The following is a 13,924-nucleotide window of genomic DNA, read 5'->3' as shown; positions in this document are numbered from 1 at the left end:
TATTAAACTGGGGAGTTGTTTTTTATATTACCACACATTCAACAAACTATGCTGACTTGCCGTAAAAATATTCCTAAACACAATATTTAATTCATTTTCCCTTTGTGCTGCCCGAATCCCTAACAAGGGCAATATTTCCGCACAATCCATCCGCACATCTTTAGCAATTTCTCTTGATAAATCGTCAATCTGCTTGTATAAGCCTTCCTCTACCTCTTCTCCTGCTACAGCATTATCCCACAACTCAACTCCATAAGCCTTCACCCTACTCAGCTTTTCCTCAAATTTGGACCGCATTTGATCAAGCTGTTTAAACCTCACCTTGCTATGCTTTTCTGCCCAATTCACATCCTTTGACTTCTCGAAGTAATACTTTTCGCACAGGTCTAAAAACCGTTTAAACATCCCAACATAATTCACCAATAGGGTCAATTCTGCAAATGGCATAAAAGGAATATTGAATAGTGCCGAATCAGATTGCTTATATTTCGGATCCAGTACAAAAGCATTTTCCTTTGGTACTTTGAGGTCCTGAAAGGAAAACGAATGGCTAGCGGTACATTCCAAGCCAATGGTATCCCAATCATAATGGATCAGGACATCATCTTTTGGCACCAGAAATGAATAATATTTAGCCTGTCCAGATTCATCCTTAACCAGTTCTCCATTTTCAATGATTTCAGCATTAAAGGTGAAATGCGTTAAATGCGGAGCCCCAGTTGCATAGCTCCAAAAACCAGAAACCACATAATGGTCCCCAGCATCAATGGCCTTCCCTCCGACTCTTCCACTTCCGCCCAAACAGATCTTGGGATCAGACCATAGTTTCTGCGCAAATTCTGGCTGGATAAATCCAGCAAACATATTCGCTCCAGCACATAAAGTCAATGTCCAGGCCAATCCCCCATCCCAATAGGCAATCTCTTCCAATAAGTCCAAGCCTTCCGGGAATGACATCTCCAAGCCATTTAATGATTTTGGAACCCAGAGGTTAAACCAATTGTTTTGATATGCAAGCGCTAGCTGTTCCCCGCTAAGGGTTTTATTCTTGATACCTACAGCCTGTAATTCTTTTATGATTTGGATTTGTTCTGATGTCAACATTTAAGGGTTTGTTTTTAATTCTAAATTTTGGGATTTCATAATACGCTGCCAATTCAGAAAGCCAAAAATAGCAACCACAAATAAAAAGGTAGTCAATGCAGCGAAAAGGTAGAGGTCCTTATGGATCAAAAGTGGGATGGCAAAAAAGTTACTGATATTGAGCAATATCCAATTCTCTATTTTTCTTTTTGCCAATAGCCACATTCCTGCCCAGGCAGTGGAAGTCACCCACGCATCCCAGATGGGTACATCGGAATTGGTAATGCTGCGAAGCAAAAAATAAAAGATCAAGAAACCTCCAAATACGATGCTGAGGACGGTGATCCATTCTTGCTTAGTCGCATGGGTAATAGGCTGTTCTTTCGCAGTCTTATTACTAACCCAAAACCACCAACCATAAATACTCATGACCAAGTAATAGATTTGCAAGGCGATTTCAGCATAAAGTCCAGCATTGTACAGTACCAACATACCGGTAGTAATCCCTAAAATCCCAAATAGATAGTTGGATACTTTATTGTTCTTGGACAATAAGACTTGAATGATTCCACAGATTACAGAAAACCTTTCCAACCAGGAAGCCTGCTGCAATGTTTGAATAATGTTATTAAAGATTTCCTCCAATTTCGCTGAATGGTAAAAGCACTTATGGAGATAAGGGAAAGGATTTTTATTATTCCTACGCCAGCATTACCTGGATCAGGTTCATTCTGAATAAAATCAGAATTGGGTATCATCTCAGCCTAAAATATGTCCCGTTTGCAACGGGACATATTAGCACCCCATAAGTATTGTAAATATTATTTATCGATCTGCAAAATAGCAGAAGTACGATTTCTAGTTGATTGACACAGCTCGGCGTCATCATTTAATTTCTTGCCCCAAGATGGGATCATCTCACGCAATTTTTTACGGTAAGAGTCAGATTTTGCACGATCTGGGAAACATCTCTTCAACAGATTGATCATGATCGCTACTGAAGTCGATGCACCTGGTGATGCCCCCAACAAGGCAGCTATAGAACCATCTGCACTTGAAACTACCTCAGTTCCGAATTCCAAGATCCCCCCATGTTTCGGATCTTTCTTGATAACCTGAACACGTTGCCCTGCTTTTTCGATTTCCCAATCTTCCAATTTAGCGGTAGGCATAAATTGTTTCAAGGAATCTAATTTGTCCTGAGGTTTCTTCATTACCTCGGTGATCAAATATTTAGTCAATGGTAAGTTATCCAAACCTGCTGACAGCATCGGACCGATATTCGAAAGTTTAATCGAGGCTGGTAGGTCGAAATAAGATCCTTTTTTCAAGAATTTAGTTGAAAAACCTGCATATGGACCAAACAACAAAGCTTGTTTTCCATCGATATAACGGGTATCCAAATGCGGTACCGACATCGGAGGCGCTCCTACTGACGCTTTACCATAAACCTTAGCATGGTGTTGTTTAATGATCTCTTCATTATTACATCTCAACCATTGTCCACCCACTGGGAAACCACCATAGCCTTTCGCTTCAGGGATTCCCGATTTCTCTAACAATAATAAAGAGTGGCCACCTGCACCGATGAAAACAAACTTCGCCAAGATTTCTCTTTTCTTGCCTGTTTTCAAATCTTTAACTTCTACTTCCCATCTGCCATCATCTTCACGGTCAATATCTTTAACTTCTTGGTTCAAGGACAACTTGATGTTATCTTTCCCGTCCAAGTAGGTAATCAAATCTCTGGTAAGAGCACCGAAGTTCACATCAGTACCGATATCCATCTTTGTAGCAGCAATAGCCTCATCAGCTGATCTGCCTTCCATCATCAAGGGAACCCATTCCTTCAACAATGCTTTATCCTCGGTATACTCCATACCTTTGAATAAATTTTGTTTGGTCATGGTCTCAAATCTGGTTTTCAAGAATTGCACATCTTTATCGCCGAATACTGCCGACATATGCGAAACACGACGGATAAAGTGATTAGGATTCTTGATAATATTCTTTTCTACTAGGTAAGACCAAAACTGCTTGGAAATCTCATATTGTTCGGCAATACTGATTGCCTTATCAATTTTCACACTTCCATCAGGCTGCTCTGGTGTATAGTTTAGTTCACAAAGTGCTGAGTGACCTGTACCGGCATTATTCCACGCATCTGAACTCTCTGCAGCAACAACATCCAAACGCTCGATTATCTCTATATTAATATCTGGACTTAGCTCATTAATTAACGTACCTAACGTCGCGCTCATGATACCTCCACCAATCAGAACGACGTCAACTTCCGTTTTTTTTGTTTTCTTACCCATGGTTTTTAAATGAAATACAAAATTAATATTCGCTTTATATTATAGCGAATAAATTTGTCAGAAACATTTCAAATATTTGTGATTTTATCAATAAACACCTATTTCCTTATTCAAATCTACCATAATCCCATTTTTTTGAATTTTTGAGAGGTGAAATGCGCTGTTGGGGGTAATTTTTGAACCAGGATTCCCTTCGGGAATCATCATCGGAGCCGAGATGCCGGCCAGGGTACGGATATTTGAACCAGGATGGAAAGGATGAGAGGATAAACCAAGATCTGGGGAGGAACCAGGATTCCCTCCGGCGCCGCTCAGGGTACGGGATGGGAGGATGGACTAAGATTATTGGCGGATGCCAATCGCCTATATATTTATTCTTCATTTTTCCATTTCCCTTGTCTTCCTGACGCAGGAAGGATCTAGGAACTATTTATTCAATAAATTTATTGGCGAACAGGTCATCCATCTTCGATGGATAATGACAAGAACGTTGTGGGGCATTTACGTACAGATTCTTCACTCATCGTTCAGAATTGGAAGCCTCCTGAGAGGGATTCAGAGCGCAGCGAAGAATCTATTGTTGTTTTTTTTGTGGAATTTGTCATCGTAATCGTAAGATGAGGAAACTATTTTCTTTATTTAGAAAGAATTATTGAAAAATATTTCACCCCCGCTAGGGGTTTTACCTTTATCAATTCATCCTTCTACAAAGATGCCACCCCTTCCAGGGGTTTTCCACAAACATCAATCCTTCCGAAGGAAGTCCTTTAGCCCGCGGCTCATTTCCAGTGGCGGAAAAATGGGTAGAATGCCGATGCCTGTGCGTTGGGATTGTCCTTGGAATGCTTTCAATAGCTCATCCCATTAAAAGGGATGATCTATTGAAAGATATTCCCGACAACAAGGCATTCTATCCATGTGCGCTGGATTGTGCGAAAAGCCACCTTAAATGGGCCGAAGCGTTTTGGTTACTTTTGCGCTTCAAAAGTAACAATGAGATTTGTAATCCTTAAATGGGCCGAAATCGTTACGGATTCGAGTTGTTTTTGGTATCCGTGAGCTCCTTCGTCGGTTTGGTTACTTTTGGGCTCCAAAAGTAATAAAGAGAATTTGCTAAAAACATTTCGCCCCCACTTCCCTTCCCCCTTTATCGATCCCTCTTTCCATAAATATGTCATTTAAAAACTTCCTATTACTATTCATTTTTTGTATTATGCAGTTTATTTTCCACTTTTGTGGACTTTATATTATTGAACATAAATATTTATTTATATGAAATTGTTAGCCGGAAAAACAGCCTTGATCACTGGGGCATCCAAAGGGATTGGTAGAAAAATTGCTGAAGTATTTGCACAGAATGGTGCAAACGTTGCATTCACCTACCTATCTTCTGTAGAAAAAGGTCAAGCCCTAGAAAAAGAACTTGAACAATTCGGAACAAAAGTAAAAGGATACCGTTCTGACGCTTCTAAATTTGATGAAGCTGATAAATTAATCAATGATATCGTTGCTGATTTTGGGACCCTTGATATTGTTGTGAACAATGCCGGGATCACTAAAGATGGTTTATTGATGCGTATGACGGAAGAAAATTGGGACGATGTGATCAATATCAACTTGAAATCAATCTTCAACATTTCTAAAGCAGCTTCTAAAGTGATGATGAAAAACCGCAAAGGTAGCATCATCAACATGAGTTCTGTAGTAGGTGTACAAGGTAACGCTGGACAAGCTAACTATGCAGCTTCTAAAGCAGGCATCATTGGCTTCTCTAAATCTCTTGCAAAAGAGCTGGGTTCTAGAAACATCCGTACCAATGTGGTTGCTCCTGGATTTATCCGTACCGAGATGACCGATGTATTGGATCCTAAAGTTGTTGAAGGATGGGAAGCTAACATTCCATTGAAACGTGCTGGTGAGCCTGAAGATGTTGCAAACGCTTGTTTGTTCTTGGCTTCAGACCTTTCTTCTTATATCACTGGACAGGTGATCCCTGTTTGTGGTGGTATGTTATAAGATCGAACGAATTTTTATATATTTCTTCGGGTCAAGTTCGGGTCTCATTCGAGACACATTCGGAAAATTCCGAATGTGTCTCGAATAAGGTCAAAGCTTGGCCCGAATTTTTTTTGTCCAATTTTTGGATTTTTTAAATTCGATGGTATTAAAAAAACATTTAATATTTGATGTTGTATATTTGCAGCAATGGAAATTTCGGACAAAATATTCGCTATTCAAAATGAAATAGACTTTAACAATTGTGCAGTTGAAATCTTTAGATTCCAAGCCAAGAACAATTTAGTCTATCAGCAATTTCTGGATATCTTAAAAGTGAATCCGGAAGCAATCCAGCATTACCGAGAAATCCCTTTCCTCCCTATCCAATTCTTTAAATCACAGGAAGTAATAATCGAAGGATTAGAACCAGAAGTGACCTTCTCTTCATCGGGAACAACGGGCATGATCACTAGCAAACATCTGGTAGCCAAGAGTGATTTGTATGTGGAGAGTTTCAGAAGAGCTTTCGAACAGTTCTACGGAAAAGTTGAAAATATGGCCATAGTAGCCTTATTGCCATCCTATTTGGAGCGTTCAGGATCTTCGCTGATCTATATGGTGGATGACCTTATCAAGCGTTCTAATCAGGCTGAAAGTGGTTATTTCTTATACAACCATGATGACCTGTTCCATACACTGACAAAACTTAAGGAATCGGGAACCAAGACCGTCCTATTTGGCGTGACTTATGCCCTATTGGATTTCATTGAGCAATACCAGATTGATTTTCCTGAGTTGATCGTGATGGAAACTGGTGGCATGAAGGGCAAGAGAAAGGAAATGATCCGTGAGGAATTGCATCAGATCTTATGTGAAGGGTTTAATGTGAAGAGCATTCATTCTGAATACGGCATGACTGAATTGCTTTCCCAAGGCTATTCTTATGGAGAAGGTTTATTCCATACCCCAAATTGGATGAAGATCTTGATCCGTGACACCAATGACCCATTGTCCCTATTGGACAATAAAAAAACAGGAGCAATAAATGTCATTGATTTAGCCAATTATTATTCCTGTTCCTTTATTGCTACGCAAGACCTTGGAAAGTTCCATACAGATGGATCCTTTGAAATCTTGGGTAGGTTTGACAACTCGGATATCCGAGGTTGCAATCTTTTAGTTCAATAGCTTATTGCAAGCTTGGATCTTCAAAGGTGTTACCAGCATTGATATCACCAGTATCATAACCTTTTTTGAACCAATACATACGTTGTTCTGAAGAACCGTGGGTAAATGATTCTGGATTAGACTGTCCATACGCTTGTTCTTGGATATGGTCATCGCCTACTGCTGCTGCTGCACGCATTCCTTCGACAATATCATCATAGGTAATCTCTACATCCGTAGATTTATTTAAGTGATGTGCCCAGACGCCAGCATAAAAATCTGCTTGCAGTTCAGTCATCACTGAGATTTTATTGTTCTCACGTTCACTCAATTTTCCTCGCATGGCATTGGTTTGCGATAGAACACCAAATATATTTTGGATATGGTGACCTACCTCATGTGCAATAACATAAGCTAAAGCGAATTCACCTTTAGCACCATATTTTTGAGAAAGTTCACGGTTAAAGCTTAGGTCAAGATAGACTTTCTGGTCCCCTGGACAATAAAAAGGTCCATAAGCTGATCTACCGACACCACAACCACCTGTTTCAGTACCTTCGGTATAAACTACCATAGTTGGTTTTGGATATGATTTTCCATTTTCCTGAAAAATCTTGCCCCATACATCATCGGTACTTGCCAAAACCACATCCGCAAAATCCATCAATTTATCTTCTTCAGGAGTAGATTGATACTCCCCTTGTTCATTGACCGTGCCTTGTTGCCCTGAACCTTGCATTTGGTTCAACAAATCATTTGGATCACCACCCATTAAGAAGCCGATAATCAAAACGATAACACCTCCAATTCCCCCAAGAGTCATTTTCTGCCCACCAGACATCCCTCTACGATCTTCAATATTTCCGCCGCGGCGGCCGCCTTGCCATTTCATAAATATTTCTTTATTTAATTTTAGTTTGTTTTGGTTACACTACAAATTCTTTGCCATAGCTATTATCAGGTGATAATATTGGTTAAAGGTACAATTCATTCCCCTCATTTAAAATGCTTATCTTTGAAATCATTATATATTACCAAACATATGTTATTAGACGATCTGAAAAATAGAAGTGAGAGTCAATGCGAATTATGTCGCTCATCAGAAAACCTGGACATTTATGAAGTTCCTCCTACTTCCAACCCTTCTTTAGATAACAGCATTTTGATATGTTCTGTTTGCAAAGCACAAATAGAAAAAACCGAACAGATTGATCCGGAACACTGGAAAGTACTTGCTGAAACCATGTGGTCTGAGCACTTGCCTGTTCAAGTGGTTGCTTGGAGAATGTTAAGCAGATTGAGAAATGAAGCTTGGGCAGCCAATAATTTAGATATTTTATATTTAGATGATGAGACCCTCGAATGGGCAAAGAAAACAGGTGATCATGAAGCTGAGGCAACCGTAGAGTTCCATCAGGATTCAAATGGTACACGCTTGTTTGAAGGTGATACCGTGGTCTTAATCAAGACCCTAGACGTAAAAGGCTCCAGTATTTCAGCAAAATTGGGCACCGTCGTTAAGAATATTAGACTTGTTCCTGACAATACCGAACAGATTGAAGGTAAGATTGAAGGGCAAACAATCGTTATATTAACAAAGTACCTGCGTAAAGGCTAAGCTTTTAGGCAGCTAGAAAAACGTAAATCATGAGAAAATTATTATTCACCGCATTAATTGGCTTTGTTTGCTTACAAGTAAATGCACAAGAAAAAATTGATGCAAAAAAAATGGAAGAGGTCATAGCAAAACCTCAAACCCAATTATTGGATGTGCGCACTGCTGCTGAATATGCTGGCGGCCATATTCCAAATTCAGTAAATGTGGATTGGAACGAAAAAGAAAACTTCCAGGAGTCCATCAAAACATTGGATAAAAATGAGCCTGTTTATGTGTATTGCCTAGGTGGAGGAAGAAGCAAACAAGCTGCTGCATTCTTGACAGAAAATGGTTTTAAAGTATATGACTATTCAGGAGGAATGATGGATTGGAGAAGTGGAGAGAAACCAGAAATAAAACCGGATAACGCGAAAGAAAGCAAAGGATTAAGCACCGAAGATTTTGATAAGATCATCAATTCTTCTGAGCTAGTCTTAGTAAACTTTTCTGCTGTATGGTGTGCTCCTTGCCAAGAATTGAAACCAACAATTGAGAAGATTGAAAAAGAACAAGCAGGTAAAGTTAAGGTGGTAAGAATTGACGCGGACCAGAATAAAGAGCTGATGAAAGTTTTAAATGTCCGTGGCATCCCCCAACTATTGCTTTTCAAAAAAGGTGAAGAAGCATGGAATAAATCAGGCATTGCAACCGAGGCGGAAATTCTAGCACAGATCAAAAAAGCGAAATAAAAAATCAAATAATTAGAAAAAGGTGAATCAAACTGCATTAATATCCGGAGCTGTCCTAGGAATTCTATCCATCGTCTTTGGAGCATTTGGGGCACATGCCCTAAAAAAGGTTCTAACTGAGGAAAGATTAAGTTCTTTTGAAGTTGGAGTCCGCTACCAAATGTATGCTGCCATTACCTTGCTTATCATCGGTTTTCACCTTGATTTCAATAGTTCTATTGAAAACTGGGCTTATTATGGTCTATTTTGGGGCTGTATCCTTTTTTCAGGAAGTATCTATATCTTGAGCTTCAAAGATCTTTTGAAATTCAAAATGAAATTTATCGGACCAATCACCCCTTTGGGCGGTCTATTGATGATTGTTGGTTGGCTAATGCTCTTGATTTCTTTTATAAATTAAGAAGATAAAGTATAAAAGAATGCCTTCGAATAATTCGAGGGTATTCTTTTTATAACTCTTTATACCATTTTAAATACTGTACAATGGCTTTTTTCTTGTCATCGTCCAAATGGTAATTCAAACTCTCATTTAAATATTTGTGGTAATCAAAATTGGGAAATACCGGGAGACCCGGAATAACATCATCAGGTCTAGAAACGCCATCCGCTAAGGCAGCATTGAATTTCTCCTCAAAACTATCTGGTAATTTTTTATTGGAAACCCAGACTGCATAGGCAAATGGTAAGACTGTCAATTCTTTCCAATAATGCCCCAAATCATAAGCATAAGGAACTTGTTCTTTCTTACCAAAGGTTCTGTCACCGATCAATACAAAGGCATCAGCCTCTCCTTCCGTGACAATTTCTACATCTCTCTTCCAGTAATGCTTTAATAGTATTCTAGCTAGACCATTTGAAGTCCTAGATTGCTTATCTAACAGCAAAGTATTGATTTCCTCAATGGGTTTTGTGGAGAAGATAAAAACAGAATCTACATAATCGGTTGAACCAATACAATAATCACCGATATAATGGTATTCCTGTAGATCGGTTAAAGCGGCGGTGGGAATAATTCCCATATCAGATTCGTCTGCAATAACCTTACGAGCACATTCTGATGGATAATCTACAGAAAGCTCAATATCGTTCATTACATCTGAGTTTCTTATTCCTTGCAAAAAGGGCAATGTATTGGTATAAGAAACTGCAGATATTCTAATCTTATTCATTTAACAAACCTTCTAAATGTTTGGTGTTGAAATAATCAACAATAGAAAAACTGTTGTTTTCATACTCTAATTTATATAGAGCAGTATTAGTGTGTGGGAAGTCATCCATTTTACATACGGGAACATCAGTCAGATGGCAGAGCATAATCCGCATCGCACGACCATGCATGCAGACTAGGATAGTTTCTTCCTCTTGTTGTTCGAGCATATAATCAACGGCTTCTTTCTGTCTGAAGACGAGGGCATTTGGAGATTCCCCGTTTTCAATAGCTAGATCCAGATCATTGTTTCTCCAAGAAGTAACCACTTTATCAAATCCCGAAAGGATATCTTCCGTTTGCTCCTGACCTTCATAGATCCCCCAACTGATCTCATCCAAGCCCATCAATTGTTCCATTGGAACTCCATCTTTTAGGAATGGGGAAACCGTCTGGTGGGTCCTCAGTAAAGTTGAGGTATAAATCTTGTCAAAAGGGATGTCTTTATAAGCATCATAGAAGGCTTGGGCTTGCTTAAATCCATTATCATTTAATGGGCTGTCCACACCTCTGCCCTGCACAATACCTTTTAGATTTAAATCGGTTTGACCGTGACGTATAAAATAAAATGTTTTCTTCAATTTAACTCCAACTTATGAATTTACGACAGGCAAAGAATAATATTGTTTCTTTGGATTGGTTTCTTCAAATACAAAATCTTTATAATCTGTCACCACATTATAAAGGGTATCACGTTCGATCGGATGACGACCAACATTCTTGATCAATTCAACCAGTTCTTTCGTACTCATGGCAGGAGTCTGCTCCTCTGCGCCAGCCATACTATAGATCTTGGTGGTATCATCCAATGTGCCATCGATATCATCTACCCCAAAACTTAAGGACATCTGAGCCGTATTCCTGGAGATCATCGCCCAATATGCTTTGATGTGGGCGAAATTATCCAAATAAATCCGGGCAATGGCGTAATTCCTCAAGTCTTCAATCACCGATACTTCAGGGACATGATCCATTTGGTTATCCTTATTCCTAAATTTCAAAGGAATAAAAGTTTGGAATCCACCGGTTTTGTCCTGTAATTCCCTTAAGCGTTCCATATGGTCCACGCGGTGCCAATATTCTTCAATATGGCCATATAACATGGTAGCATTGGTATGCATCCCTAATTTATGCGCCTGTTCATGAATATCCAACCATTGTTCGGCATTACATTTATCATTGGCAATTTTCTCGCGAACTTCAGGATGAAAGATCTCGGCTCCGCCCCCGGGCATGGAATCCAAGCCACAGGATTGCAAGAATTTCATGCCATCGTAATGGCTTAATTTTGCTTTCTTGAAAATGTAATAGTATTCTACTGGGGTCAGACCCTTGATATGCAGTTCAGGACGATGCTCTTTGCAACGTCTAAAAAACTCGGCATAAAAATCAAGATTTTGCTTAGGGACAACTCCCCCTGTGATATGGACTTCGGTAACTGGCTCATCATCGTATTTCTTTACGATGTCCAACATAGCATCTACATCCATTTCCCAACCTTCAGTCCTATTCTTGACTAATCTCGAATAAGAACAAAATTTACAGTCATAAACACAGACGTTGGTGGGTTCTATATGGAAATTACGATTGAAGTAGGTGTAATCTCCGTGTTTTTTCTCTCTGATATAATTTGCTAATACGCCTAAATAGCCTAATTCTGCGTTTTCATAAAGGTATACCCCCTCTTCAAATGTAATACGCTCGCTATTAAGTACCTTCTCTGCAATTAGCTTTAATTCATTCGATAAATTTTTGTCGTTCAATAAAAACGATAATTTTTCTGTTGCTTCCATTTCGCGGTCCTTACTATACAAATGTAGGAAAACATACCCGAAAAAGCTAAATTTTGGAGGCCTAAGCTTCTACAAATTGTTGCATATCAATCAGGCGTTTGTAAAGACCATTTTGTGCGATCAAATTCAAATGTGAACCAACTTCAACGATTTGCCCAGCTTCCAATACGATAATCTTATCTGCATTTTGGATCGTACTCAATCGGTGTGCAATAACAACCGTTGTCCTGTTCTCCATCAGCTTGTACAAAGAATCTTGAACCAAACGTTCAGACTCGGTATCCAAAGCTGAGGTAGCTTCATCTAATAACATGATAGGCGGGTTTTTCAATACCGCCCGCGCAATACAGATACGCTGACGTTGCCCACCAGATAATTTAGACCCACGGTCACCAATATTCGTTTGATAGCCAGCTTCCGTACCCATAATGAATTCATGCGCATTGGCAATCTTTGCTGCTTGAATTACCTGTTCTTCCGTAGCTTCGGCATTGGCAAAGGCAATGTTATTGAAAATGGTATCATTGAACAAGATAGACTCTTGATTTACAACGCCAATGATCCTTCTGAGCGAATCTTGCTTCAAATCCTTGACATCAACTCCGTCAATACTGATTGCACCCTGCGTAGCATCCATAAATCGAGGGATCAAATCTACTAAGGTAGATTTTCCACCTCCCGATGGCCCCACAAGTGCTACAGTTTCGCCCTTATTGATCGTAAGGTTAATATTTCGTAAGACTTGTGTCTCTTCATAAGCGAAATAAACATTATTGAATTCAATTTTGCTATCAAACCTATCAATATCTAAAGCAATTGGTTTATCAGCTACTTGGTTTTTCTCATCGATCAATTGCAATACACGCTCACCGGCAGCAATACCATTATGGATATTACTAAAGGCATCGGTCAATGCTTTTGCCGGGCGCATAACCTGCGAAAAGATAGCGATATAAGCGATGAATTCAGAAGCTTCCAAATCACCTTGACCACTTAGGACAAGATGACCACCATATAGCAATATGACTGCAACCATGCCTACTCCCAACAATTCAGAAACTGGAGATCCCATTTGTTGACGACGTACCATCCTACGATTGATCTTGGCATATTCATCATTCTCTGCATTGAACCTCCCTTTGATGAAATCAACAGCATTAAATGATTTGATGATTTTTATACCAGATAAAGCTTCTTCCAATAAAGTAATCATATTGGCATAAATCTTTTGCCCCTGTTGGGCTTGATGCTTTAAAGTCTTTACGATCTTGGAGATAAAAAATGCCGAAACGGGAATGACCAACAAGGAAAACACAGTCAGTTTAGCCGAAATCAAGAACAACATCACCAAATAAGCAATCAGTTGCAAAGGCTCCTTGAAAGCGACCTGCAAGGTTCCGGTAACCGAAAATTGAACTACCTGAACATCTGAAGCGATTTTGGAAATAATATCCCCTTTTCTTTGGTTCGAAAAATAACCAAGGTGCAGGTTCATCACATTGTCAAATACCGATTTCCTCAGGTTTAACAAGGTATGTATCCTTAGGTTTTCCATAATCCTTTGGGAAAGGTACCTGAAAAGGTTACTGATAAAAACAGAAGCCACAATGACAATACAGACATATTTCAAGGCATCGTATGCACCTAAACGATCGTTCAGATCATAAGCATAGTAATTGAAATAACCCATTACGTCGAAGCCTTCAGGCTTTGCAACAGGTTCTATTACGGCATCTTGGGAATTAAATAGGGTATGTAATAGCGGTGCTAATAATGCTAAATTCAAGGTGCTGAACACCACCATTATCAATGTACATATGATATAAGGAATAGCATATTTTTCTATGGGTTTCGCGAACGAGAGCAGTCTAAAGTATGTCTTCATGCAGATTACTAAGATTACAAATGTAATAAAAATTGTAATCTAAGCGGTTTTCCTATCCTAATGGGAATGAATTGTTGCAAACAAATGTCAAAAATAGAGATGACAAAAACATTCTTTCTAACCATTA

At 39.2% G+C, this 13,924-nt stretch carries 13 protein-coding genes; 5 read left to right on the top strand and 8 right to left on the bottom strand.

The annotated features are described in order from the left end of the window. Positions 1-27: 27 nt before the first annotated feature. The 3 genes from CKW03_RS09030 to CKW03_RS09020 form a co-directional block, all read right to left on the bottom strand. Positions 28-1,104 (bottom strand): acyl-CoA dehydrogenase family protein, encoded by a 1,077-nt coding sequence (locus CKW03_RS09030; RefSeq protein ID WP_093095977.1) that lies wholly within the window; start codon positions 1,102-1,104, stop codon positions 28-30. Next, the gene (pnuC, locus tag CKW03_RS09025) at positions 1,105-1,728 is read right to left on the bottom strand and encodes a nicotinamide riboside transporter PnuC (RefSeq protein WP_197700999.1); all 624 of its coding nucleotides are present in this window, start codon (positions 1,726-1,728) and stop codon (positions 1,105-1,107) included. 176 nt (positions 1,729-1,904) lie between these two features. Beyond that, positions 1,905-3,401: a malate:quinone oxidoreductase gene (locus CKW03_RS09020; protein ID WP_093095975.1), complete on the bottom strand. Its 1,497-nt coding sequence runs from the start codon at positions 3,399-3,401 to the stop codon at positions 1,905-1,907. A gap of 1,272 nt (positions 3,402-4,673) precedes the next feature. Between CKW03_RS09020 and fabG the strand changes: the two genes are divergently transcribed. After that, a complete protein-coding gene (gene fabG / locus CKW03_RS09010) occupies positions 4,674-5,417 on the top strand; it encodes a 3-oxoacyl-[acyl-carrier-protein] reductase (RefSeq protein WP_093095971.1) in 744 nt (247 codons plus the stop codon). Positions 5,418-5,606: 189 nt separating this feature from the next. Continuing rightward, positions 5,607-6,587, top strand: coding sequence for a LuxE/PaaK family acyltransferase (locus tag CKW03_RS09005; protein ID WP_093095969.1), 981 nt, complete (start codon positions 5,607-5,609; stop codon positions 6,585-6,587). 1 nt (position 6,588) lies between these two features. Here CKW03_RS09005 and ypfJ read toward each other — a convergent pair whose 3' ends face one another. Beyond that, complete coding sequence (gene ypfJ / locus CKW03_RS09000) at positions 6,589-7,458, bottom strand: KPN_02809 family neutral zinc metallopeptidase (protein WP_093095967.1); 870 nt, start codon at positions 7,456-7,458, stop codon at positions 6,589-6,591. 150 nt (positions 7,459-7,608) lie between these two features. On the opposite strand from ypfJ, the gene CKW03_RS08995 reads away from it, so the two are divergent. From CKW03_RS08995 to CKW03_RS08985, 3 genes are read left to right on the top strand one after another with little or no spacing between them, the layout of a single operon-like run. Next, positions 7,609-8,184, top strand: a complete 576-nt coding sequence (locus tag CKW03_RS08995; RefSeq protein ID WP_093095966.1) for a PhnA domain-containing protein — start codon at positions 7,609-7,611, stop codon at positions 8,182-8,184. 29 nt (positions 8,185-8,213) lie between these two features. After that, positions 8,214-8,912, top strand: coding sequence for a thioredoxin domain-containing protein (locus tag CKW03_RS08990; RefSeq protein WP_093095963.1), 699 nt, complete (start codon positions 8,214-8,216; stop codon positions 8,910-8,912). Between the two features lie 22 nt (positions 8,913-8,934). Further along, positions 8,935-9,312 carry a DUF423 domain-containing protein gene (locus CKW03_RS08985; protein WP_093095960.1) on the top strand — a complete coding sequence of 126 codons (378 nt, stop codon included), beginning with the start codon at positions 8,935-8,937 and terminating at the stop codon, positions 9,310-9,312. A 49-nt stretch (positions 9,313-9,361) separates the two neighbouring features. On the opposite strand, the gene CKW03_RS08980 is transcribed toward CKW03_RS08985, so the two are convergent. From CKW03_RS08980 to CKW03_RS08965, 4 genes are all read right to left on the bottom strand, one after another. Beyond that, positions 9,362-10,081 carry a menaquinone biosynthetic enzyme MqnA/MqnD family protein gene (locus tag CKW03_RS08980; protein ID WP_093095957.1) on the bottom strand — a complete coding sequence of 240 codons (720 nt, stop codon included), beginning with the start codon at positions 10,079-10,081 and terminating at the stop codon, positions 9,362-9,364. Then, a complete protein-coding gene (locus CKW03_RS08975; RefSeq protein ID WP_093095955.1) occupies positions 10,074-10,700 on the bottom strand; it encodes a histidine phosphatase family protein in 627 nt (208 codons plus the stop codon). Before CKW03_RS08975 ends, CKW03_RS08980 begins: the two co-directional genes overlap by 8 nt. Positions 10,701-10,712: 12 nt before the next feature. Further along, positions 10,713-11,912 carry an aminofutalosine synthase MqnE gene (mqnE, locus tag CKW03_RS08970; RefSeq protein ID WP_093095952.1) on the bottom strand — a complete coding sequence of 400 codons (1,200 nt, stop codon included), beginning with the start codon at positions 11,910-11,912 and terminating at the stop codon, positions 10,713-10,715. A gap of 61 nt (positions 11,913-11,973) precedes the next feature. After that, positions 11,974-13,797: an ABC transporter ATP-binding protein gene (locus tag CKW03_RS08965; RefSeq protein WP_093095951.1), complete on the bottom strand. Its 1,824-nt coding sequence runs from the start codon at positions 13,795-13,797 to the stop codon at positions 11,974-11,976. Positions 13,798-13,924 lie beyond the last annotated feature (127 nt).

Source organism: Sphingobacterium mizutaii, from assembly GCF_900187125.1.
Lineage (GTDB): Bacteria > Bacteroidota > Bacteroidia > Sphingobacteriales > Sphingobacteriaceae > Sphingobacterium > Sphingobacterium mizutaii.
This window is presented reverse-complemented; position numbering and strand designations above follow the sequence as displayed.